Origin of the sequence: Bacillus cereus group sp. BcHK124, from assembly GCF_027712065.1 — a bacterium.
In the GTDB taxonomy this organism is placed as follows: domain Bacteria; phylum Bacillota; class Bacilli; order Bacillales; family Bacillaceae_G; genus Bacillus_A; species Bacillus_A pacificus.
This window is the reverse complement of sequence record NZ_JAQFPJ010000007.1, coordinates 123,802-146,779: the sequence shown is the minus strand read 5'-3', so window position 1 is coordinate 146,779 and position 22,978 is coordinate 123,802. Positions and strand designations below refer to the sequence as shown.

Here is a 22,978-nt window from a genome sequence, read left to right as displayed (position 1 = left end):
TTTCTTTTTATTAAGGGGGAAAACATGTTTAATAAGGCTATCGTTATTGGCGGAAGTATCGCAGGAAAGCTCGCCGCAAAAGCATTATCAACTGCTTTTAAAGAAGTAATCATTATAGAAGCCGGTGAAAGATGGGATGGAAAAGCTTCGAGAAAAAGAGTCCCACAAAGTAATCATCCTCATGTGTTATTAAAAGGCGGAGAAAACGCAATTGAGGAATTGTTTCCTAATATTACGAATGAACTAATTGAAGCAGGTAGTATCGTAAATAACTTTACTCGTGATTTAAAATGGCATCAATTTGGTTCATGGAAACAGCCATTCATAGGAGAAGTACATATGATTCAGCAAAGTCGTTCTATGCTCGAAGCACATATTCAAAAACGCATTGAACAAATTTCAAATATTACTATTAAATATGAAACATTGGTTGAAGGGTTAGTAGTAAATGAAAAGCTTAATAAAGTGTGCGGAGTAAAAATGGAATGTTTAAATACAGGAAATCAAGAAGAAATTCATGCGGATATTATTGTTGATGCAAGTGGATTCGGTTCAAAAAGCATAGCGTGGTTACGAGAATACGAAATTGAAGTGCAAGAAGAGAAAGTACGTATTGATTTATTTTACGTAACGAGAATGTTTAAACTTAAAGAAAATGAGAAATTAGACTACTGTAATACGCTAATGTCTCCAAGTTTCCCTGATAATCCGTATGGCGTTCTTATTCAAACGATTGAGGATCATCGTTATTTTGTTACTTTCAGTGGATATGCAAATGAAAAAGCACCACAAACAGATGGAGAATTTTATAATTTTGCTGAAAACTTATCAATCCCTCATGTTACAGATTTTCTTAACAAAGCTGTGGCAATTTCAGATATCAAAACGTATAAAATTCCTTATCAAGTACGTCGGAGATTTGATCTCACCACAAATATGCCAGAAGGATTATTAGTCGTTGGAGATGCAAATTGTCGTTTCGACCCTGTTTTCGGTCAAGGTGTTTCAGTTGCCGCTATGGAAGCTCACCAATTGCAGTTACTTTTACAAAGGAGACAAAAGCTCGATCATGCATTTACACAGCAGTTTTATAAAGAGACCGCTCATATCATACAAACTCCGTGGGAAATGACAACAACGGAAATATCACGTCATCCACAGCTAAAAAGAGAATTAACGATAAAACAAAAATTTCAGCTATGGTATACGAAACAAATATATCAACTATCTGCAACTGATTCTGACGTTTATATTCGATTAGTAAAGGTGATGAATTTAATTCGTAGCCCATTTCACCTATTTCATCCAAAAGTGCTATTTGCTGTGTTACTGAAGCAAAAAAATAGCAGGAAAATCGTTGATTAAAAAAGAATATATAACAGTTAGTAGATATAGAAGGGGTAATCGAGATGAAAATATACATAGAACAATTAAAGAAACACGATGCTAAAGATTTATTTACGTTTGAACTTACGAATAAGTCTTTTTTTGAAACAATGGTACCTAATCGTGGCTCGCAATATTTTGATTTTGAATATTTCCAAAAACTACTAGATGATTTATTAATAGAACAGGCGGATGGAGAATCTTATTTTTATTTAATTCGTAATGAAGAAAGTGAAATTGTAGGAAGAATAAATTTAGTAGATATAGATTCGGAAACTCGAATCAGTTCGTTAGGTTATCGAGTGGGAGAAAAGTTTACTAAAAAAGGAGTTGCAACAGCAGCCGTAAAATTAATTTTAGACGTAGCGAAAAATAATGAAATTAATGAGGTTCATGCTAAAACGACTACTAATAATCTTGCATCACAAATTGTATTAGAAAAAAGCGGGTTTTCTTCTTATCAAAACGAAGCAGATACAACATCTGTAGTATTAAATGGAGAACATGTGAATTTTGTACATTATATTTGGAGAAATACTTCGCACTTATAATAAGGGGGACTTATTCATGAATGATTTACGTTATCCAATTGGGCAATTTACATATAAACGTCCTATAACGGAAGAAATGATTGATACGTGGATTCAAGAAATTGAAGATTTACCTAATGAACTAACGAAGGCAATTAAAGATTTAGATCAGAAACAGTTAGACACACCATACCGCGTTGGTGGATGGACAGTTCGTCAAGTAGTCCATCACGTTGTTGATAGCCATATGAATAGTTACATACGCTTTAAATTAGCACTAACAGAAAAGAATCCAACGATTAAACCATATAAAGAAGAAAAGTGGGCAGAATTACCTGATTCTAAATTACCAGTAGATGTTTCACTAGTAATGTTAGATTCATTACATAAAAGATGGGTTAACCTTTTATATTCTTTAGAACTTAAAGATCTAGAAAAGACATTTAACCACCCAGAGACTGGTGAAACAAAACTTGCTGTTGCAATTGGACTATACGCATGGCACGGACGTCATCATACGGCTCATATAAATTCATTAAGAAAGCGACTAAATTGGTAGTAACGTGAAGATTACATTAGAGAAGGCGACAGAAAGTGATGCAGCAGTTTTATTTCAAATGCAAATAGACTCATTTAGCCCTTTATTACATAAATATAAAGACTATGAAACAAACCCAGCAAATGAATCTATCGAAAAAACTATTTTTAGAATAAATAATCCCAGCAGTAATTTTTATAAAATTATAATAGATTCGAGACTTGTTGGGGCGATATGTATATCCCAAAAAGAACTACCTTATAAATTTTGGATCAGTCCGATGTTTATTCATCCAATCTATCAAGGGAAAGGAATCGCTCAGAAGGTACTAATTTTAATTGAAGGGATGTTTTCAAAAGCACAATGTTTTGAACTTGCTACGATTTTAGAAGAAGAAAGAAATTGTTTTCTGTACGAAAAAATGGGGTATAAAAGAACAGAAGAAACTAAGAAATTAAATGATAAAACTACACTTATTTATTACAAAAAAGAAAGGTAAAGCATTTGAAATACGCTTTACCTTTTTCTGTTATTTGAGATTAAATATACAAAAATGATGTATGTTCTTCCAAAATACTCGGGTTAGTAATTTTAGAATTGAATAAACATACAAAAAATTATTATTTGGTGGTATATGTTACTAACGCTTTTTGAATGCTTAAAACACTATCGTCACCTTTAAATTCTTTCGTAATTGGTGTACTCAAACTAGATACCCAAATTTTAAGTTCTGCATCTAAATCAAAATGCCCAGCTGTTTCAATGCTAAATTGTGTAATGCTTTTATAAGGGATAGAATGATACTCAGTTTTTTTACCTGATATCCCTTGTTTATCTACTAAAATAAGACGACGATTTGTGAATACGATTAAATCGCGAATTAATTTATAAGCATGTTCAACTTTCTCATCGTCTAACATAATCTTCTCTAAATCACGTTCTACACTTTCTGTACTCGTATTTGATGCATTTCCTAAAATACCGCTGAATAAACCCATAGGAAATTCCTCCTCCATTATTTGTGTAATGTGTTATTTATATTGTACCACGCTCTTGACTAAGAAATAATGACATTACTTTAGTAGTTTCTGGTTATTGTTGTAACGCACTTATATCACCTTGTCTTAAAGTCTTGTGCTAATATGTAAGTAACAAAAAAGAAGCAGAGGGATATAGTATGAAGAATATCGGTTTAGTATTAGAAGGTGGAGGAATGAAAGGTTTATATACTGCAGGCGTACTCGAATATTTTATGGAAAAAAACTTATTTTTTCCTTATGTAGTTGGCGTATCCGCTGGAGCTTGTATGGGAGCAACTTATTTATCACGTCAAAAAGGGAGAAATAAAAAAGTAAATACAGAGCTAGTAGCAGATCATCGTTATATATCTTATCGAAATTTAATTCGAAAACGTGAATTATTTGGAATGGATTTTCTATTTGATGAAGTACCGAATAAAATTGTACCGTTTGATTTTCAAACTTTCTTAAACTCAAATGAACAGTTTGTTATAGGAACGACGGACTGCGAATCAGGACAAGCTATTCATTATAATAAAGCAGAACACGGAAATGATATTTTAAAAATCATTCGTGCATCTAGCTCAGTGCCGTTTATAGCGCCTGCTGTAGAATATGATAATCGAAAATTACTAGATGGAGGAATTATAGATCCTATACCAGTTTTAAAAGCTCAAACTGATGGTTATGAAAAGAACGTTGTAATTATGACAAAGCCAGAAGGATATGAGAAGCAGCGAAATAAATTTTCAGGGCTGGCTAAAATTTTATATAGGAAATATCCGAATATCGCAAAATCTTTAGTAGAACATTATCGTTTTTATAATGAGACGATATCTTATATGAATCAAATAAAACAAAAAGACAACTTTTATGTCATTCAACCAAGTGTACAACTTCCTATAAGCGGTATAGAGAGAAATAAAGAAAAACTCGTTAATTTATATAATCTTGGGTATACAGATGCTCAATATCATTATGAAAACTTATTAAATTGGATAGAAAAATAAAGGGGTGAAAAGTTGAAGTTAGGAAAACAAATTATTTTTAAGGAATTGCAGAACATGCATAGTCCATTGCACAAGCCGTTTCCTTACCGTGCTACAGCAAAATTGCAGCGAACTTTAAAGAGTAAATTTACCGAAGATGACTGTATAAACGCTGATTTTAATCATTATTGGATGCATACAGCAGCAACTTTAAATTCTGTACTAAATGAACAGAACAGAACATTACGTTTCAGCAAATCAAGTGGTTAAAGAAATCTTTTTTTGAGTGGTTTCCACAATATCGTTTTCTAGAAACAGAGATTATGAAGTATCCCATTTTATATAGAGATTTCATGAATTATGAAAAGACCCGGAAGCTATTACTTTATTATCTTACTGAATAAAAATTTAAACGTACAAGTCATGCTGCTTGTGCGTTTTTTGTTCATAAAATATACAATATTTACAACTTGTCCATGTAGGTATTTTAACGAGAAAAAAGAAGTACATATAGAATATGTGCGAGGGAGGAGATAGAAGTTTGTTAGCTGTTTTCCTTTCAATTCATGTCCAACTCAAATATTTCGAGTAAAATTCGTTTCTTAATGGTATTATCAAATATCAGGAAAACTAATTTAGAAATGAAGAAGGGACAGGTTTAAAATGGAAAACGTATCAAATGTAGATAAAGTAGAATCAATACAGTCTTTACAGTCAACAATCCGTAAACTTGAAAATGCCTTATCACAGATGACTCAAAAAGGCTCAAACACTACTTTAGTGAAAAAAAGACTCAAAGCAGTTAGTATCGGCTTAGCTATGTTAGAAAGTATTTGGGATCAAGAAACCCATCATTACACGCAAGAGGATTTAGCAGACGCTCGAAATGTTCTAATTGGTTTGCTTCCATCAATTGAAAAGATTTATGTTAAGTCAAAGCTCGGGAGTCCTCAAAGAACTCTTTTAGAAAGAAGAATAAAATCATTGGAACTTTCTATTCAAGCAATTGATCATTTTTCTAATCAATCACTTCTCTAAACACATAACTTACGACTACTTTTATATAGGGATTCTAATGAAAAACTACATATAGAATACTACAAAGGAGGAAGAGGGGTGACTACGATAATCAGTCCTAAGTTAGAAAAGCTTAAAAATCACTTAAAGAATGGGAATGAAAAAGCTCTTTATACTTTTTTGCATGAAATAAAGTCAAATCACACGCCACTAATAGAACAATGTCCTGTAGAAAGTCAGTATAAGCTTATAACGTATATATGGTTAGGCGATCAAAATACTGAAAATGTTTATGTATTCGGCAGTTTTCCTGGTTGGGATCTGTCTGTAAATCAATTACAACGATTGTCACAGACAGATATTTGGTATGTTACGTTTAGGACGAATAAAAGGTTCATTTCAACTTATTATTTTACAGTAAATGATGTTTTCAAAAATGATTGGATAAAGCGTAGTGAACAGTATCAACTAGACCAATTTAATAAAAATACATTTGGAGAAGGTGCCAATAAAGCGTCTGTGTTAAAAATAGATATGGAAGTGCAGTATAGCAGTCGTTTTCCTTCAAACCATTATCCATCCGGAAAAATTGAAACATATTCTTTTCATAGTTCAAATTTAAATAATACACGTAAAGTTCATGTTTATACGCCTCATGATTATTCTCACACTTCACATCTTCAAGAACTTCTCATTGTATTTGATGGGAATTCATTCATTAATGACCTTTCAATCGCAAGAACACTCAATTATTTAATTCACGAAAAAGAAATCCCATTTTGTATTGCTGTTGCTATAGATCCTGTTGATCGATTAGAAGAGCTAACTTATAACGATAAAATGAATGCATTTTTAACAGAGGAATTACTTCCATGGATTCAGGTGAAGTATCGTGTGCAACAAGAAGCGAAACATATAACAATTGCTGGTTTCAGTCTTGGTGGCTTAGCAGCTTGTTATGCAGCGCTTCAAAATCCACACATTTTCGGGAACGTATTGTCAATGTCTGGATCCGTACATTGGAAAAAAGATACTTATGAAAATAAAATTCCTTGGATTGAAAATCAAACTTCAACTATAGATTCAAATGCAACACAACCTCATTTTTATATCGCAGCAGGAGAGTTTGAAAACAAACCTCTTTTAACGGCTAATAGACGTCTGTATAAAGCTTTAAAAGAAAAGGAATACCAAATCACTTACGAAGAATTTCAAGGCGGCCATGACGGTATTTGGTGGCGGGAAAAGTTATTTGACGGGTTGAAAGCTTTAAAACTTACAAAAAACACACTATAAAATAAAAAGGAGAGAGAATCTATGAATCAAGAGGAACTAGATAAAAAACTAAAAAAGCAGGAGATTTTAGTAAAAGATGAGAAAGTTTGGTCCTATACGTATGAGGATCATATTAGTTCTATCGTGAAAGAAGCAGAAAAGAAAGGATCTTTTGATAATATGCCTGGTAAAGGGAAACCTCTAAATTTAGATAAAGACCTTTCGTACAATCCTGAAAAGCAACTGTATAGAACGTTAAAGAATAATCATGTTTTACCTAGGTGGATTGAGCTTTCAAAGGAAATTGATGATTTAAAAGAAAAACTGAAAGAAAATACAAATACTGCAGAAGCAGCGGATTTAATTCGAACTATTAATAAAAAGGTATTAGAACATAACTTACTATGTCCACCAAGTGCGCAAAAAATGAGGGTGAAAACGGACTTTTAACAATTTTTCATGAAGCTATCTCTTGCTATATAATTAAGTAAGGCATTTTTAATTCATTATGAAAGGGAGGCAAATGTAATGAAGAATACGTATCAACTTCAAATTCCGAAAGAACTAGAACAGTATCGTACTATTTTAGAAGAAAGTGTGAAACCGTATATTAAAGTGTCTGGAACATTAGCAGAGACAACGCTTTTTGAGAGTAAGTTTGGTGGATATCCGTATTTACCTATAGATCAAGAGCACCCTAAAGATTCAAATGGACAACCTATGATGTTACTTGCTCAGCTAAACTTTGAAGAAATGCCGCATGTTGAATATATGCCTCAAGAGGGAATGTTACAGTTTTTCGTAAGTGCTGCTGATGAGCTTTACGGAGCAGATTTTGATCAGCCAACAACTCAAAAAGACTTTCGAATTATTTATCATTCTACAATTATAGAAGACTTAAATAAGGTTATTACTGATTTTAGTTATTTAAACACTTTAGAATTAGAGGGCTTTATTATACCTGAAGCAGCGAAATTAAAGTTTGAATTGGATTATCAACCCGTAACGTCAGGGGATTATCGATTCGAAAAGATTTTTAGTGAAGATATTGACTGGGAAGAAATTGTTGATGAAGAAAATAATACAGAATTAGGCGAACTGTATGATGATTTATGTAAAGATCAAGGACATAAAATTGGTGGATATCCATTTTTCACACAGACAGATCCGAGAGAATGGGAAGAAAAATACCAACAGCATGACATCTTATTACTGCAAATCGATACAGATGATTCATTAAATATTATGTGGGGAGATTCTGGTGTTGCAAATTTCTTTATAAAAAAAGAAGACTTGTTAAATCTAGATTTTTCCAACGTGATTTACAATTGGGATTGTTATTAAAAATATATAAATGAAATACTAGCAAGTTAAAAAATCTTCCTGAAGGTAAGGGAGATTTTTTTATGTTAAAAATAAACGTTATGTTAACTAGAATACGAAAAATGGGTATAACAAAAGTCAAGTGTAAATAACAGAAATAACAATAAATAATGTGAAGTTGTAAAACGTGTGTAAACAGCAATAAATTCATACAGTAAAACATAAAATATAATTATTAATTTATGTTTTGTTTAGAAATGATTTTTCTGTATAAAAATTTCTCGCTGATCAAAAATGATTTTAATTCGTTTAATCTAAATCGATTATTGATTCAGATTTGCTGCGATTGATTGTATAGCAAAATAAACGGTAAAAACTGTAGAAATCCGTTTAAATAAGATTTTATGTAAATCTCACTAAAAATCTCTGTTTCGTCTCATTAAGTATAGTTTACTTGTTTTTTGATACCTGATATTGCTTTGTTTCTGTAACTGCCTATAATATATATTATGTTAACTTACCGAAAATAATAAACTTATTAAATATTAGTATAGGTTGTTGTGTCCCCTTTTTCACCGAATCAGTAATGTGTGACTGATTGTGTAGTTATTCGCTTTATCCTCTATATAAATTGGATTTTAAATAATAAAAAATACAATTCGTTTAATGTGTTCATTTTAAACGAATTGTATTGATATGATTGCAAATACGTTTTTAAAATTAGTTTTCTACAGCAATTGCTTCGATTTCAATTAATAAGTTATCGTTAATTAACTTTCTAACTTCTACAGCTGAACTTGCTGGAGGATTTTTAGTGTCAATGTATTGGTCTCGAATCTCTCTAACAATGGCCATTTGAGAAATGTCTGTTAGGAAAAATGTTAATTTGACTACATCATTAAATCTTAATTCCGAAGTTTCTAAAGCGCTTTTAATATTTTCGAAAACTTGTCGCGTTTGTGTAGCTAAATCACCAATGCCTACTATTTGACCATCAGTATTGATCGCTACTTGTCCAGATATATAAATTGTTCGTTTAGTGTTACTAACTTCGACAACATGTGAGTATCCAAAAGTTGGTGGCATCGTTTCTGGATTGATAAATTTCTTTTGCATGGCCATTCTCCTCTTTTAATATCTTATTTTCTTTATATTAGATTATCCATTATTTACTCATAATTATTTATCCATTCAGCTGCTACATTTGTAAAAGTATATTAACACTTTAATTTAAAGTTATTAATGGATTATGTACGTTTGATTTTTTTGTGCGCTTGTTATAATTACACCTTGTTTTATTAATTCTTCAGTTACTTTTGTATAGAAAAAGTGATACCACCAGATAAAAAACTCTTCATAAGTAATTTCTTTTGAGTATCTGCTGCTGGCAAAGTATTCTTTTAAAGGTTTATCATTTCCATTAAACAATAAGACTAAATCTTCACTGATTGTGTTTGCAATTTCGTTAAGCGTAGATAAGTCTTTTCTTTCAAACACTGGGATAATAGGTTGTGAGTTTTGATATAAGCCTAATTTTTCGTAAACTACGTTAAAATGTAAGTCTTTTTGTCTATCTGCTGCTACGAAACCTTTTACTAATTGCTTTTTCTTATAATTAATATCAGTAATATTGTTTTGAAAATATTCTTCAAATGTTTCGTTATTTGCTGTTATTAAATTTAATGTTGAATATCGAGAATTTCCATAAAGACCAATTTGAACTTCTCCTAAATCTAAATACGTATTACCATACATCCCGAAAGCCTCTATATCTGTTAGTTCTTGTTCTTGAATAGCATAATAAAATCGTTTCTTTTTTCTTAAAGGTCGTTTCTTTTTTAAATAGTTTTCTTCAATGTGATTTATTTGTCCAAAATCTAATAACACACCACTATACAATAAAAGACTATAAGATTCTCTAGATAAATGATTAAACGTGTCGATTCTTTTTGAAATATCTTCAATATGACTTGAATAGTTTTCAAAGATCCTAAGTGTTGGTTTAATTAGAGGTTCACAAAGGTTATAAAGCTTTCTTCCTTCACAAGCTGTTATAACCATACATGTTGGATAGTACCTCCCTCCTGTTTGTTTCAATAGCTCCTCTACTTCTAATGAATTAACGTGCTTTTCGAATTCATCATTTGTCCAATTTAGCATCATTTTTATAGCATTTGACTCAAAACCAAGATGAACCAATACAAGTAAATATTGAAGTTTCGTTCCTTTTATTTTTATAGCTGGCGAATTATCTCCAGATGAAATCATTTTAGTTTCATAAGCCGTATGTAATATATTCTCCGGACTATTATTAGTGGGCATTTCATATTCCCTCCCTTACTAGTAAGTTCATTGTAAAATCTATGTATATACTAAGTTCTATAAACGAAAATAAGTATCCTCTAATAATCTCAAATTAAAAACCTTAGCATAGAGATACTAAGGTTTCTTGCATTTTTATATTGAATGAATTCTTTCATAGTCTTTTTTAAATTGTTTATCATTTTTTAACCAACGTTTAAAAGTGGATTCACTTATTTTTAAATTAGAGCAAGCTGTAGCACTACATTTATTTTTCATATATTCTTTAAGAAAATTTTGTTTTCTTTGTTTAACGGCAGTTTGAGTTTGTTTTAATTTTCGATCTTGTAATTGGTCTAAACTCAGACTTTCCTTCTGAAACACTTCATATTTTCTATGCAAATAAATATTTTTGTCTTTATAAATCCAATTTGAAAATAGTTGTATTGATTTTCTCCCTGATAAAATAACGCGATAATGTTTGTTTTGATTTAGTAACTCGGCTCGTAAATTGCGATTTTGAAGAATTTGATGTAAAGAATTCATAAAAGTATATGATCCTCCTACAAAGCTTACTGTATAAGTTTCATAATTGACGTAACCATCCCCATCAAAATACCCTCGCACAAAATGATGTAAATATTCTTCTGGTACAAAAGGAAATTCAATGTTAAAAGATTTACATGGCTTAATTCCGTGAATGTTCATTAGATCGTATTTTATTGTTTTGCTATTAATATTTAGCATATATACGCCTGTCTTTTTGTTTTGGTAAAGTGGCTGGTTTGTTTTTAGTTCTTTTTTTATGTCTTCTAAAATATAACTTTCTTTTTGTGATATACTGACGCATTGATTTTCTTTTGGTATAACACCGTCTGCTGCTATAAATCCTAATATATAAGCCATATTATTTGACCACGTTTTAAAATAATCTTCTGATATGTCATACTTCCTCTTCCAACTCCCTATAGCACGCCTTGGAACGTTATTGTCTGTTAAAACCATACGAATATACCTTGCAGATACGTTAGCAAGCATAGCGATTTCTGAGGTACCCTTCCCTTCCGCATACAGATGAATGATTTCAGATTTTGATAGTTTACATTTTGATTTCTTTTTTCTCTCTATTTGCACTTACATCCTCTCCTTCCCTTTGATAATTAGAGACATATTTTCTTCTATAACATATAACAAAACATATGTTCTTTGTTGCTTATAAGAAGAACTTTACTAAATTAAAACAATTTACATTTACTTCATATTCCTTGTATCTGCTGCTGTAGGATTTACATTTTATATACACAAATAATGAATTTGACAAATTTATGAAATGTACTGTATTTAAGGTGAAAGGTAAAATGATTTCGTTTAAACTACAGATAGCTACAATAACAACATACGTATATTGTTAAACGTAAAAAGGAGAACGAATGAAAAAGAAATATATAAATCAAATTCATACTGATGTAAGTTTTAAACCGAAAGATATTATAGGTTTAATGACTGATTACTTTAAAATGAAAACTAAACTGCGTCCTATAAAGAATTTACCTATTGTTTTATCGGAGAAAAACAATAAGTCTTTAGAGAGTATTACATGGTTTGGGCACTCTGCTTCACTATTAAAAATAGAAGGTAAAACATTGTTATTAGACCCGATGTTTGGAGATGCCTCTTCCCCGTTTCCTCTGTTTAATAGTAAACGTTATAGCGGTACCTTTTCTTTAGAACGTGAAGACCTGCAAGAAATTGATGCGATTATCATTTCTCATAATCACTATGATCATTTAAATTATAAAAGTATTATGCAATTAAAAGATCGTGTAAAGCATTTCTATGTTCCAACTGGAGTTGCACAATATCTTATTAAATGGGGTGTTTCACCTAGTAAAATTAGTGAGCATAATTGGTGGGATGAAATTATGCTTGATACTATTAAGTTAGTATGTGCCCCTGCAAGGCATTTCTCTGGACGAGGTATGACAGATAGAGATTGTTCGTTATGGTGTTCATGGGCTATCCTTGGTCAAGAAACTAAAGTTTTCTTTAGTGGTGATAGCGGTTATGCGCCTCACTTTAAGGAAATTGGTAATAAATACGGTCCATTCGATCTTACGTTAATGGAATGCGGGCAATATGATCCAAGGTGGTCTGCTATTCATATGTTGCCTGAAGAAACAGTACAAGCTCATATTGATGTAAAAGGAGAATTACTTCTTCCGATTCATTGGGGTGCTTTTACATTAGCATTACACGAATGGAGTGACCCGATAGAACGTGTTACGAAAGAAGCTAACCGTTTAGGAGTTAAAATTACAACACCTCAAATTGGCGAATCTATTACGTTAAAATCTATAGACTATCCTTCATCAGCTTGGTGGAGAGAAATTTAATTATAAATAGAAAAAGAGCGAAATTTCTTATAAGGAATTCGCTCTTTTTCTGTTTTTAAACTTATTTCACTATATTTGATTTCCCGCTATCTAAAATTCTATTTGCTGGTACACTGGACATTTCAATCACTGTATTCATACTCTTATCAGTTAGTTCAACGAGTTCGTTTTCATGATTGATTTTCTGTAAATCCCACACCATTCCATTGAACTCGTTATGCTGTCCACTTACCTTTGCAATACTTTTCGTTTTATTTGTAGGTTGTATTTGAAGGTTTGTAAATAGGTTACCACTAATTTCATTTGGCGTTGTTACATTACTATCCATATAAATCATATTTACACAATCTTCGAGAGAGAAATTCATAAAACGGTTGGCATTTATCCATGCATGTCCAGATTGTGGTTTCTTTGCTACTAATTTCACCCCAGTTTCCATTCCTACAACTTTTATATTTTCAAAATTAATAAATGAAATTTCATTTTCCTTCCCACCAGAATACAAAGAAATGCCGGTGCCTTTATTCGTTTCTGTCCAATTGATAATATTTATATCTTTTATTTTTGTTTTGTGCCAAGTGTTATAATACTTATTTTTTCCGTCTAAATATATAACTTCAGAATTAAATGTAGGATCATCTATAGCTATATAAGCTCCTTCAATAGAAGCGTTTTTTTCTAACTCTAGAACTCTAAAATTACCTTCAACAACAAATTGTGTTCCATAACCAAATAATAACTTTACACCCTGTTTCACTACGATTGGTGACGTGATTTTATACTTCTTATCATCAAGCAATACTGTTTTAATTTTACTAGATTCTGCTTTATTAATAGCAGATTGTATTTTGTTTGAATCATTTTTACCTTTAAAGTCTTCTACAAACACCTTATCATTTTTAGCTAAACCTTCTTTTTTGTTGTATTGATAAAAAGCAATAGTAATTAGAACGATACCTATAAGTAAAATACTTATTTTCTTCATCACACTCATCCTCATATAAATTTTCTCCTTAGCTACTCTTCGAATAATCTATGGCTTTTATATTTAGGTGATAATTATTTTGCTGTGTATGATAGATTAAGATTCTTACTTTTTATAATGGAATTATATTATCTATAGAGTTGTCCTGCTTCGCTAATTCTTTATTCCTATAATCTATTAATTTATGATTAGATAAAATAAAATTATGCTCTAATATGAATTCATTGTGGAGCACTTCAACTAAAAATTTAGGTATCATCTCTCCTACGCCGTAATTATAGTCACTAAGAATCCAAGAAACCTCTTTCCAATCTAAAATTCCTTCTGAGACTTTTTTTGGAGTGTGATATGTAAATTCATTAAATAGCTCTACTAGATAAACATACATTCCGCCAGAATATGAAGAATCCTCCCATTTAATAATGCCTTTAAATTGAATTTGGTCATGTGTAACTTTTATATTAGTCTCTTCTTTTATTTCACGAATTGCATTTTCTAAAGGTGTTTCTCCCTTTTCTATCTTTCCTCCTACCCCATTCCATAATCCTTTTACAGGGTCATATTCTCTATTTAACATAAGTATCTCTTCGTTTCTTTTTATAAAACATAAAGTGTGCTTGTACATAATGTAATTCCTTCCTACGTTTTTAATAAGCTCTTACTGGAGATATAAGATGTACTGCTGCAGATTGTGCCCCTGCTTCAATTAATATCGGTCTCATAGAACCACTGAAACTTAAAGTAACCGTTTCTTCTTTTATTGCCCTTAAAGCATCCACCATAAATCGTCCATCGAAAGATATATGTAATTGTTTTTCACCGTGAATTGCATCTACTTGTTGTGTTTCATATATTTTTCCAATCTGAGAAGCATTAGAAGAAACTTTAATTGTAGATTCGTTTACAATTTCTAAGTTAACATTGTTATTTGCCCATTCGCTTGCTAATAAGCTTGATCGATCTACCCCTTGTAACATTCTTTGTCTATCTATGTTAATGACTGTTTGAAATTTATTTGGAATTAAACTAGATATATTAGGATATTTCCCTTCAATTAATCTTGAATATAATGTAGTTGTGCCGAATGTAAAAATAATGTGGCTTTCTGATAGATAAATAGAAACGAATTCTAAATTGCTGTTCATTAATTTTAAAAGTTCATTAATGGTTGCACTTGGTACAATACAATTCGCTTTCACATTAGTAGAAATTAATGTTTCACGTATAGCTAGTCTATGAGAGTCAGTTGCAGCGCATATTAATTTGTTGTGGTCTAACTCGATATGTACTCCGGTAAGAACGGGCCTAGATTCATTTTTCGCTACTGCAAAGACTGTTTGTTTAAAAGCATCAATTAATTGTTTTGTTTCTATTTGTATTTCTGCATGATCGTCTATTTGTGGTACGTTAGGAAATTCATTCACTGGAAAACTATTTAAGTTTAATGTGATTTCTTCTGATTGTATGGTAATTATTTGCTCATTCTTACTTTTTATTACTATATCGCTTGGCATTCTCTTTATAATTTCAATGAAGTATTTTGCAGGTACAACAATTGTTCCTGCTTTTAAGGTAGTCGTAATTTGTTCGTCACCCATGGAACTAGGGATGAATTTTTCGATAAAAATATTTGAATTACTTGCGATTAAAGTAATTCCAGATTGATTTGCAGTTATTTTTATACCGGATAGTATAGGAATTATAGCTTTGGTAGATATTGCTTTACTTACTTCTGAAAGTGCTTGAGTGAAATGTTTATGATTAACGATAAACTCCATTTTTTCCCCGCCTCATATGAAATGATATTTTTATGTTGCTTGATGAATGATTGTTCCATTAAAAATGTAAGGTACTGTTTCTTTCTTTTGTAAAATGTCTAGTAAATGTTCTGGTATACGCAAATACGGTGCTGCTATATGAAGTTCCATCCAAGTAATCTCTTCAATTTCTTTTGGTCTTGATATATATGTCTCTCCGCCGATTATTTCGCCTAAAAAATTAAAGAAAATTGCATGATGTCCTCTCTCTTCAAAAAAAGATTCGCTAATGTAACAAATACCATTTACAGTTATATGTAGACCGGTTTCTTCTTTCACTTCCCGAATTACTGCCTCTTCTAACGTTTCTCCCAATTTTACCGCGCCACCTGGTAGTGTGTAATAAGAACCATTCTTCCCTTTGTTTTTTACCATTAAGATCTTTTCGTTTGTTTTATCGTATAAAAGTGCATATGTAACATTTACTTTCTTCATCTAAGTCCACCTCTAATAATGGGAATTTTCTATCTTTGTTACATTCTACCATTTATTCGTTTTAAAATATAAAAAAGTTAATTGAGTATTTCATTTTTCTGTCCTTAGTAAAGGTAATAATCGATACCCCTTCATTTCTAAATAAAAAAGAGCGTATTTTGAAAGTAATTATTCAACGTACGCTCTTTATGGTTTGATTGATTCATTTTGGGATTCTATATATTTTCTAACCTTTTTTCCAAATAGTATCGATTATGCCCTTTAGGGTGATCTTCGCTTACTCCAATTACTTTATATCCATGTTTTTTATAAAAAGCAGGTGCCTGAAAGCTAAAAGTATCTAAATTGATTAGCCTACACTCTTTTTCAATTGCAAATTCTTCAATAAGTTTTATTAACTTGGTTCCATAACCTTCGTGTCTATATTCTTCAGAAACCCACAGGAAATCAACATGTACGTGATGCCAAAATGTAATTGCAGTTATTCCACCTACTATTTCATCATCTTCATTTTTCACTATAAAACTAATTTTTTCTGAAGGCTTTTTCTCTTCATCTGAAATATGTTTTTGATTATATTCAATTACTTTTTCTCTTATGTAATCACTATCTTCTTGGACCCATTGTTTTACTATTTTCATTTTAATCATCACGCTCCTTTTAAAGTATCTATTCAATTTAATAATCGTAATATCCTGTCTAACTTAATAGTCGTAGTGCACTGTTTCATTTCACTACAATTTTAAAAAGCCGTACTACATTTTATTTGTAGTACGGCTTTTTACCGCTTTTGATTCTTTTTAATTAAAACTTCCGTTAGTTTGAACGTATTAGTAAAATAATTCTATTGTATTACTGGGAAAAAGAATGAACATGCCTAAACCAATTAGAACGATTGGCACGATAATATGACAATTTCTCTCAAGTAATTTAGCTAAAATAAGAGCTCTTAACAATGTGTAGCTAATAAAACACCATATTGCTATCATGCAAAAAAAGATAACTAATGTAACAATATTTGTTGAAGTAAATGCAATAAAAGAAGAAATTATGGTTGTAACCAAAATAAGCCAACTACCTTTATAATAAAATAATGGTATATAAATGAAATGTTTGCCTAATAACAAAGCGGATTAACTATAGTTTTATAATAGCATTCTGATTCTTTTATAAAACAATATGAATATTTTACTTATCTGCTACTTGATTCGGTAATAAATAAACCACTTTATTGCTTCTCAAATCATTTCATTTTAAATTAAGTAAGTGTATTCTTCCTACACAATGGCTAAAAAGGGCAAATTAAATGTTGTGTAATATAAAAAGAGCCCTTTATGAGGACTCTTTTTAAACTTAAGCTACTTTTCGATATAAATGTTGTGTTTCTTTTTTCTTTTCTGCTTTTGGTGGACGAATTAAAATAGATATAACGAAAGAGATAACAGAAAGAACGCCGATTATAATAAAGGTTGGTTCAAATCCTCCAAGAAGCGCCCCGATGAATGATCCTGCAAGCGCACCAAATCCGAACCCTTGGTATACAATCCCGTAATTTGTACTATGTTTTTTTAAACCGAAGTAATCCCCAACAATGGCTGGGAAAATTGTAATATTACCACCAAAGCAAAAGGCTACGCTGGCTACACAAGCGAAATAAATCCCGTAATTTAGTGGAATGAAACTTAAAGCAAAGACTGACAATCCAATAATAACAAACGTTGCAGAGACAATTTTCATTCGACCAATTTTATCTGATAGCGTTCCAAGAATGATTCTACCTACTGTATTAAAAATTGCAATCATTGCGACGGCATTAGCAGCAGTTGCAGCGCTAAGTCCAACGAGCTGCTCTCCAATATCTTTTACCATACTGATTAAATATAGACCACCCATACACGACGTAAATAGCATAAAAAACAAAAGATATACTTGCTTCGTTCGCATCATTTCACGAGGCGTATAATCATTGTGTAACGTCTCAGTTACAGTGTTACTCACTATTGCTTCACGTAAGAAGAACGATCCGATTAATACTAAAAGTAAAACGATGATACCCCAATATAAAAATGCTTGTGATACACCAAGGCTATCGATCAGACTTCCGTTTATATATCTAAAGATTAAGCTACCCATTCCATATGCAGAAACAGATATACCAGAAATAAGTCCTTTTCGATTTGGAAACCATTTAATTAAATTAGATAATGATGTGATATAAGCAGTTCCATCTGCATAACCAACTACTACACCAGCTAATAAATAAAGTAATGGTAAGGAAGAAACTTGTGAACTAAGTATTAAACCGAGTCCCAGCACAATCCCTGCAGTAGCGATGAGTTTTCGAAGCCCTAATTTTTGCTGTAACTTTCCTGCAAATAATGTTGAAAATGATAAAGAGAAGCTTGTAATGGAGAAAGTTATCGCAACGGCATTAAGGTTCCATCCAAACTTACTAACAAGGGGCTGATTAAATAAACTCCATGTGTAAATTGTTCCAAGGCCAATTTGAACAATGATTGTACCTAGAACAATTAGTAACGGATTTATAGAGGTTTGTTTCATACTAACTGTCCCCTTCTTTTATCGTGACATGAATTTTCACAGTTAGTATAACCATCATAAAAAGCAAGATACTGCATGAAAAATGGAAATTGAATTCATGTACACAAAAAGACACTCCATAATGAAGTGTCTTTCTGCAGGTTATATTAGATTTACTTAAAGAAAGCTTTGTTAAGATAAGACATTTTCAAATGCTTATGTATATAGAGTACCAAAAGTTTTCAATCATGTGATGGGACTTAAGATGTATTTTTGATTCATCATATGGTCGGATAAACGAAAAATTAATATTCAATTTCATCAAAATCCTTCGGCTGCGGTACCGTTTGCATATTAGCTGCATCTTTCGGATCGCTATAAATTGCATTTTGCTCTGTATTTACATCTTTTATATTTTGCTTTTTGTTTTTATTCATTTTATCTTTCACTTTCTCTCACTCCTTTTCATTATAGGAGTAATTATGCCCTATTACCGTTACGAAATGTATCCACGACTAAATTGCTGAATTCACGTAAATAATATAAATAATTATCACCGCCGTAGTTATATCTTTTATTATACATTTTTGCAACAACTACATTATATTCAGGTATTACTAATATAGTTGGCCCCGTAATTCCTAATATTTGATATGATCCTTTTGGTACTCGTTCACCAAGTTCACTCAACTGTGCAGATTCATTTTGAACGAACCAAAATAACCCATTTTGTGGTAGTTCATTGTTTGTAAATGTTGGACTCTGTAAACTTGTCGCAATTTCTATCACTTCTTTTGGAACAATTTGTTTCCCGTTTAATACACCTTGATTTAAATGAAGATTTCCCCAATAAGCAAATTCTCTAGCTGAAACAAACAGATTTTTTTCCGTACCGTCATCTACTGTACCAATTGCGCTAATTGCATCTTCATTTGGATCATTAACGACTTCAACTAAATTTTCATCTTGCTGAACTCTCCAACCTGTTTCTTGAAAATTAGCATGTTTAAACACACGCTCTTTTAACAATTCAGGAAAACTTTTGTTATATAGCTGATAAATAAGACGTGTCATCATCCTTACATTAATATCTCTATACGCCCATCCTTGCCCCGGTTCAAATTCACGAAAAATTGTCCCGTCATTCGTTTCTTCTAATCCGTGCGAATGTGTTACTAAATGTCTTATCGTCGTTTTACCAAGCAATACAGGATCAAAGTCTTTAAAATATTTTATCGCTTCATCATCAATAGAGTTTATTTTCCCCTCGTAAAGCGCATACGCTATCATTAATCCTAAATAACTTTTTCTAGCAGAAGCAACGTTAAATTGTGAAGATGCTGTTACTCTCTTGTTTGTAGATGTATTTGTGTGATAACCACTATAATGCTCTAGTACGATTTTATTATCTTTTATAATACAAAGTGCTGCTGCAGAACTATGATTTTTTTCTTTTATATTCTCTACCCAAGAAATCAACTTATCATATGTATACAAATGAATCCCCCTTAACACTAATACAAAATTACAGCATGAAAGAAAAGTGCAAAATAATTTTCACACCTTTCTTTCATGTAAAATAGTTTTGATCTTCTATACCTAAATGATCCACCAGTTCCAGCAATTAAAGCAACCGAAACATCCTGCACAACCTACGCATCCACCACATCTGCCGCCACAACCACCGCAGCGTCCGCCACAACCACCGCATCCACCGCAACGACGTACATCGCCTTGAATGTAATAATATGGATATTGATTTTGTTGTTGATCCCAATAAACAACATTACCAGTTTGAAAATCATTAAGGTTTAATGATTGTAGTTCTTGTTGAAACTGATTCATTATGAAACCCTCCATTTATTAATGTAAATTCCGTCCAAATATTAAAGTTAATAAATTTTTGTAAATAAAGTAGAAACAAGACTATAGACTAAATGCGTACATCAACAAAATATGAACTTACACTAGGTGATGTACCTTGTTTTTTAGCCTATTTTCTTATTTTCCTTTTGGCGGACGGATTTACTATTGATAGAGGCGTTTAAAAATTGCTAATCCAACAGTTTAGTAGTTCATCACTTAATTTTCTTTCTAGTAACTCTTTAACTGAAGGAGCTGGCATAATTTTATACGTATTTAATGTTTCTTGATTATAATCTATCCAGTGAAACGCTAAATGAGATTCTTTAGATTTTGGTACGAAATCAATATGTAACTCTTGTGAATCTATCTCAAAAATATGATTGATTTCATGGTGAAGAACTTCTCGATCTTGCCATTGGTTTTCTATGACTCCTAAAAATTGTTTTATACTACAATTTACTCCGAGTTCTTCTTGTAGTTCTCTTATTAATGCATTTTCAGCTGATTCGCCAACTTCAACATGACCACCTGGTAAAAAATAATGATGGCCAATATATTCCGCCACTAACAATTTTTTATCCTTTACCATAACAGCTCGTACAATATGATGGAATTTACTTTTCAATTGATATTCCTCCTAGGTATTCAATTTATACTTGCTCAAAATAGTCATTTAATATCGGGATATTATAAATCATTGGTGTCTCATACGGATGAATTTTATTGATAACTTCAAGAGCATTTTTTACAAGTTCTCGTTTACAATTTATTTCAATTTTACATTCTTGCCCTTCACAAATCTGACCAATTTCCCCGTTAAAAGGTGATGCGCCTTTTAACCGTCTCCAGTATCCTTTCACAGAACTATAGGACAGACAATGATCATATTCTCCCGTTTTACAAGCACCAATTTTATTTAACTCATTCCTCAACATTTCAATGTATTCTTCAGGGATAAATACTTCAATTTTGACTTCAGTAAATTGCATAATTCATTTCACACCTTTGCTACATAAATAATTAAACGAATAAGCGATATACTTGCTCACCATCATAATCATGTCCCAATGATTGAAAACCATAACGTTCATATAGTTTCTTAGCAGAGATATTATCTTTATGTACTGTTAATCTAATTTCTTTACATGCCTTAAACGTATTTTTTATTAAGTATATACTTTCTTGTAATGCCGCTTTTCCATAACCGTTACCTTGCTGCGATTGATCAATAATAAATCCGTTAATCCAATACATATCCGATGTCTCTCTTACAACAGCATGCATAATAAAACCAACCATATGGTCGCCATCATATATCACAAATGGCATGTACTCTACATTGTCACCATCTGGTTTTATATATACTTTAGCAAGTGAAACTGCTACGGATGGAACAAATTTCAACTGATTTTCTTTAACTTGTAGCTTTAATGCTTCTTCCCAATTTTCTCTCGTAACAACCTTTAACTGGACATTCAATATTGTAAGCTCCCTTATATAGAGGATGTATGTTTATATTCAACGTAGTGAAACAATTCCCTTTGTCGACACCAACTTATAACATGGTTTTTATAAAATCTTGAATGAATTTTTGTTCATCTATTTCTAATGCTATATGGGCTCCTTCAGATATAGAGCTAGGGCGAAAATCAGCAAATGTTTGTCCTTTCGTATCTCCGTATGTATCTACATTTACTGTACGATGCACAAATTCAAAAAAACTTGGATTTACTAATCCACTTATTGCAACCACATCATGTAGCAAAGGTCCTTCGATAGATGGATTAAGTTTTTTGTATGCGGATAGATAGTAATCATACATTGGTTTCATTATCATATGAAATGGATTCTTTGTATTAGCTTGAATATAGTTAAATACATTTGGTGTTAACACAGCTTTGTTTGTTACATTTAAAGGGAATATTAATAAATTCTTTGCTTGATGGAAAACAATTTTACTTGCTATAGGATCGCCATACACGTTTGCCTCTGCTAATGGCGTAACGTTTCCTACTTCTAAAAAAACACCACCCATGAAATAGATTCCTTTTACATTTAGCATTAAATCATTCCATAAATTAAAAGCAATTGCTAACGAGGTAGATCTTCCTACATCAACAATCGTTAAATCTTTTCCGTACTTTATAAGAATCGCAGCAATACTGCCAAAATTGTATATTGGAATAGATAATACTTTTTCTGGAACATGGATGGGACCTAATCCTTCTGCTCCGTGAATTTCAGGGTAGTACGTAGTGATTTCTTCTGTAAGTGGTTTTGTTGCACCACTAATGACAGGAATGTCTTGTCTATTTGCTAACTGTAAAATATACGCTGCATTATGTGCAGCATGTATATGCTCAACATTTCCGTATCCGGTTACAATACCGACAATTTCAATTTCGGGATGCAGTAAACCATACATAATAGCAAATGAGTCATCAATACCTGGGTCTCCGAAAAATAATACTTTTTCCAAGAAATACCCTCCCTTCACAAAAACATAGAATCATCAATAACTATGTATATGAAAAAAACAAGTATATCTATGCGAATTTTAGAA

Annotated in this window: 27 protein-coding genes and 2 pseudogenes; 11 read left to right on the top strand and 18 right to left on the bottom strand. The window is 31.6% G+C overall.

The annotated features are described in order from the left end of the window. Positions 1-24 precede the first annotated feature (24 nt). The 4 genes and pseudogenes from PDK19_RS13780 to PDK19_RS13765 all read left to right on the top strand — a co-directional run. Positions 25-1,365, top strand: coding sequence for an NAD(P)/FAD-dependent oxidoreductase (locus PDK19_RS13780; protein WP_049113287.1), 1,341 nt, complete (start codon positions 25-27; stop codon positions 1,363-1,365). Positions 1,366-1,409: 44 nt separating this feature from the next. Next, positions 1,410-1,937, top strand: a complete 528-nt coding sequence (locus tag PDK19_RS13775; RefSeq protein ID WP_049113289.1) for a GNAT family N-acetyltransferase — start codon at positions 1,410-1,412, stop codon at positions 1,935-1,937. Positions 1,938-1,953: 16 nt separating this feature from the next. After that, entirely contained in the window at positions 1,954-2,475 is a 522-nt protein-coding gene (locus PDK19_RS13770) for a YfiT family bacillithiol transferase (RefSeq protein ID WP_000999073.1), read from the top strand. A 4-nt stretch (positions 2,476-2,479) separates the two neighbouring features. Further along, positions 2,480-2,953 (top strand): annotated as a pseudogene (locus PDK19_RS13765) (GNAT family N-acetyltransferase); the annotation flags it as partial. Positions 2,954-3,074: 121 nt separating this feature from the next. Here PDK19_RS13765 and PDK19_RS13760 read toward each other — a convergent pair. After that, on the bottom strand, positions 3,075-3,452 hold the full coding sequence (locus tag PDK19_RS13760; protein WP_000522480.1) for a PH domain-containing protein: 378 nt from the start codon (positions 3,450-3,452) through the stop codon (positions 3,075-3,077). Positions 3,453-3,631: 179 nt separating this feature from the next. On the opposite strand from PDK19_RS13760, the gene PDK19_RS13755 reads away from it, so the two are divergent. The 6 genes and pseudogenes from PDK19_RS13755 (at position 3,632) to PDK19_RS13730 (ending at position 8,098) form a co-directional block, all read left to right on the top strand. Next, positions 3,632-4,483 (top strand): patatin-like phospholipase family protein, encoded by an 852-nt coding sequence (locus PDK19_RS13755; protein ID WP_049114382.1) that lies wholly within the window; start codon positions 3,632-3,634, stop codon positions 4,481-4,483. 102 nt (positions 4,484-4,585) lie between these two features. Then, a pseudogene (locus PDK19_RS13750) lies at positions 4,586-4,866 on the top strand (YxiJ family protein). Positions 4,867-5,125: 259 nt separating this feature from the next. Further along, a complete protein-coding gene (locus tag PDK19_RS13745; RefSeq protein WP_270707347.1) occupies positions 5,126-5,500 on the top strand; it encodes a hypothetical protein in 375 nt (124 codons plus the stop codon). Between the two features lie 78 nt (positions 5,501-5,578). Then, complete coding sequence (locus PDK19_RS13740; RefSeq protein WP_270707345.1) at positions 5,579-6,775, top strand: alpha/beta hydrolase-fold protein; 1,197 nt, start codon at positions 5,579-5,581, stop codon at positions 6,773-6,775. Between the two features lie 21 nt (positions 6,776-6,796). Then, positions 6,797-7,204, top strand: coding sequence for a J-domain-containing protein (locus PDK19_RS13735; RefSeq protein ID WP_270707343.1), 408 nt, complete (start codon positions 6,797-6,799; stop codon positions 7,202-7,204). 78 nt (positions 7,205-7,282) lie between these two features. Beyond that, positions 7,283-8,098, top strand: a complete 816-nt coding sequence (locus PDK19_RS13730; protein WP_270707342.1) for a YwqG family protein — start codon at positions 7,283-7,285, stop codon at positions 8,096-8,098. A gap of 699 nt (positions 8,099-8,797) precedes the next feature. Here PDK19_RS13730 and PDK19_RS13725 read toward each other — a convergent pair. The 3 genes from PDK19_RS13725 to PDK19_RS13715 form a co-directional block, all read right to left on the bottom strand. Beyond that, positions 8,798-9,193 (bottom strand): RidA family protein, encoded by a 396-nt coding sequence (locus tag PDK19_RS13725; RefSeq protein WP_139865742.1) that lies wholly within the window; start codon positions 9,191-9,193, stop codon positions 8,798-8,800. Between the two features lie 123 nt (positions 9,194-9,316). After that, positions 9,317-10,399, bottom strand: coding sequence for a hypothetical protein (locus tag PDK19_RS13720; RefSeq protein ID WP_270707340.1), 1,083 nt, complete (start codon positions 10,397-10,399; stop codon positions 9,317-9,319). 135 nt (positions 10,400-10,534) lie between these two features. Beyond that, positions 10,535-11,512: an LAGLIDADG family homing endonuclease gene (locus PDK19_RS13715; protein WP_270707339.1), complete on the bottom strand. Its 978-nt coding sequence runs from the start codon at positions 11,510-11,512 to the stop codon at positions 10,535-10,537. Between the two features lie 296 nt (positions 11,513-11,808). Here PDK19_RS13715 and PDK19_RS13710 point away from each other — a divergent pair, with 296 nt between their 5' ends. After that, entirely contained in the window at positions 11,809-12,771 is a 963-nt protein-coding gene (locus tag PDK19_RS13710) for an MBL fold metallo-hydrolase (protein WP_139865739.1), read from the top strand. 61 nt (positions 12,772-12,832) lie between these two features. On the opposite strand, the gene PDK19_RS13705 is transcribed toward PDK19_RS13710, so the two are convergent. The 14 genes from PDK19_RS13705 to PDK19_RS13640 form a co-directional block, all read right to left on the bottom strand. Continuing rightward, positions 12,833-13,771: a hypothetical protein gene (locus PDK19_RS13705; RefSeq protein WP_139865738.1), complete on the bottom strand. Its 939-nt coding sequence runs from the start codon at positions 13,769-13,771 to the stop codon at positions 12,833-12,835. Between the two features lie 97 nt (positions 13,772-13,868). Beyond that, positions 13,869-14,381, bottom strand: coding sequence for an NUDIX hydrolase (locus PDK19_RS13700; RefSeq protein ID WP_139865737.1), 513 nt, complete (start codon positions 14,379-14,381; stop codon positions 13,869-13,871). Positions 14,382-14,403: 22 nt separating this feature from the next. After that, positions 14,404-15,534, bottom strand: a complete 1,131-nt coding sequence (dnaN, locus tag PDK19_RS13695; RefSeq protein WP_139865736.1) for a DNA polymerase III subunit beta — start codon at positions 15,532-15,534, stop codon at positions 14,404-14,406. Positions 15,535-15,564: 30 nt separating this feature from the next. After that, entirely contained in the window at positions 15,565-16,008 is a 444-nt protein-coding gene (locus tag PDK19_RS13690) for an NUDIX hydrolase (protein WP_139865735.1), read from the bottom strand. Between the two features lie 215 nt (positions 16,009-16,223). Further along, positions 16,224-16,649: a GNAT family N-acetyltransferase gene (locus PDK19_RS13685; RefSeq protein WP_139865734.1), complete on the bottom strand. Its 426-nt coding sequence runs from the start codon at positions 16,647-16,649 to the stop codon at positions 16,224-16,226. Between the two features lie 189 nt (positions 16,650-16,838). Then, complete coding sequence (locus PDK19_RS13680) at positions 16,839-17,075, bottom strand: cadmium resistance transporter (RefSeq protein ID WP_270707396.1); 237 nt, start codon at positions 17,073-17,075, stop codon at positions 16,839-16,841. 286 nt (positions 17,076-17,361) lie between these two features. Further along, a complete protein-coding gene (locus tag PDK19_RS13675) occupies positions 17,362-18,570 on the bottom strand; it encodes an L-lactate MFS transporter (RefSeq protein ID WP_270707331.1) in 1,209 nt (402 codons plus the stop codon). Positions 18,571-18,854: 284 nt separating this feature from the next. Continuing rightward, complete coding sequence (locus PDK19_RS13670; protein ID WP_000653369.1) at positions 18,855-18,998, bottom strand: hypothetical protein; 144 nt, start codon at positions 18,996-18,998, stop codon at positions 18,855-18,857. Between the two features lie 31 nt (positions 18,999-19,029). Beyond that, positions 19,030-20,046 (bottom strand): serine hydrolase domain-containing protein, encoded by a 1,017-nt coding sequence (locus tag PDK19_RS13665; protein WP_242293564.1) that lies wholly within the window; start codon positions 20,044-20,046, stop codon positions 19,030-19,032. Between the two features lie 102 nt (positions 20,047-20,148). Further along, on the bottom strand, positions 20,149-20,394 hold the full coding sequence (locus PDK19_RS13660) for a heterocycloanthracin/sonorensin family bacteriocin (RefSeq protein ID WP_001071372.1): 246 nt from the start codon (positions 20,392-20,394) through the stop codon (positions 20,149-20,151). 199 nt (positions 20,395-20,593) lie between these two features. Next, positions 20,594-21,040, bottom strand: a complete 447-nt coding sequence (locus PDK19_RS13655; protein WP_242293565.1) for an NUDIX domain-containing protein — start codon at positions 21,038-21,040, stop codon at positions 20,594-20,596. A gap of 25 nt (positions 21,041-21,065) precedes the next feature. Beyond that, positions 21,066-21,404, bottom strand: coding sequence for a divalent cation tolerance protein CutA (cutA, locus tag PDK19_RS13650; protein WP_139865730.1), 339 nt, complete (start codon positions 21,402-21,404; stop codon positions 21,066-21,068). A 31-nt stretch (positions 21,405-21,435) separates the two neighbouring features. Beyond that, entirely contained in the window at positions 21,436-21,894 is a 459-nt protein-coding gene (locus PDK19_RS13645; protein ID WP_062822568.1) for a GNAT family N-acetyltransferase, read from the bottom strand. A 76-nt stretch (positions 21,895-21,970) separates the two neighbouring features. After that, positions 21,971-22,894, bottom strand: a complete 924-nt coding sequence (locus PDK19_RS13640) for a nucleoside hydrolase (protein ID WP_139865729.1) — start codon at positions 22,892-22,894, stop codon at positions 21,971-21,973. Positions 22,895-22,978: the final 84 nt, after the last annotated feature.

Bases quoted from the DNA above. Each gene is read 5' to 3' on its own strand.
- PDK19_RS13780 (WP_049113287.1), top strand. From the start codon at position 25: ATGTTTAATAAGGCTATCGTTATTGGCGGAAGTATCGCAGGAAAGCTC.
- PDK19_RS13775 (WP_049113289.1), top strand. From the start codon at position 1,410: ATGAAAATATACATAGAACAATTAAAGAAACACGATGCTAAAGATTTA.
- PDK19_RS13770 (WP_000999073.1), top strand. From the start codon at position 1,954: ATGAATGATTTACGTTATCCAATTGGGCAATTTACATATAAACGTCCT.
- PDK19_RS13760 (WP_000522480.1), bottom strand. From the start codon at position 3,452: ATGGGTTTATTCAGCGGTATTTTAGGAAATGCATCAAATACGAGTACA.
- PDK19_RS13755 (WP_049114382.1), top strand. From the start codon at position 3,632: ATGAAGAATATCGGTTTAGTATTAGAAGGTGGAGGAATGAAAGGTTTA.
- PDK19_RS13745 (WP_270707347.1), top strand. From the start codon at position 5,126: ATGGAAAACGTATCAAATGTAGATAAAGTAGAATCAATACAGTCTTTA.
- PDK19_RS13735 (WP_270707343.1), top strand. From the start codon at position 6,797: ATGAATCAAGAGGAACTAGATAAAAAACTAAAAAAGCAGGAGATTTTA.
- PDK19_RS13730 (WP_270707342.1), top strand. From the start codon at position 7,283: ATGAAGAATACGTATCAACTTCAAATTCCGAAAGAACTAGAACAGTAT.
- PDK19_RS13725 (WP_139865742.1), bottom strand. From the start codon at position 9,193: ATGCAAAAGAAATTTATCAATCCAGAAACGATGCCACCAACTTTTGGA.
- PDK19_RS13720 (WP_270707340.1), bottom strand. From the start codon at position 10,399: ATGCCCACTAATAATAGTCCGGAGAATATATTACATACGGCTTATGAA.
- PDK19_RS13710 (WP_139865739.1), top strand. From the start codon at position 11,809: ATGAAAAAGAAATATATAAATCAAATTCATACTGATGTAAGTTTTAAA.
- PDK19_RS13705 (WP_139865738.1), bottom strand. From the start codon at position 13,771: ATGAGGATGAGTGTGATGAAGAAAATAAGTATTTTACTTATAGGTATC.
- PDK19_RS13700 (WP_139865737.1), bottom strand. From the start codon at position 14,381: ATGTACAAGCACACTTTATGTTTTATAAAAAGAAACGAAGAGATACTT.
- dnaN (WP_139865736.1), bottom strand. From the start codon at position 15,534: ATGGAGTTTATCGTTAATCATAAACATTTCACTCAAGCACTTTCAGAA.
- PDK19_RS13690 (WP_139865735.1), bottom strand. From the start codon at position 16,008: ATGAAGAAAGTAAATGTTACATATGCACTTTTATACGATAAAACAAAC.
- PDK19_RS13685 (WP_139865734.1), bottom strand. From the start codon at position 16,649: ATGAAAATAGTAAAACAATGGGTCCAAGAAGATAGTGATTACATAAGA.
- PDK19_RS13675 (WP_270707331.1), bottom strand. From the start codon at position 18,570: ATGAAACAAACCTCTATAAATCCGTTACTAATTGTTCTAGGTACAATC.
- PDK19_RS13660 (WP_001071372.1), bottom strand. From the start codon at position 20,394: ATGAATCAGTTTCAACAAGAACTACAATCATTAAACCTTAATGATTTT.
- cutA (WP_139865730.1), bottom strand. From the start codon at position 21,404: ATGCAATTTACTGAAGTCAAAATTGAAGTATTTATCCCTGAAGAATAC.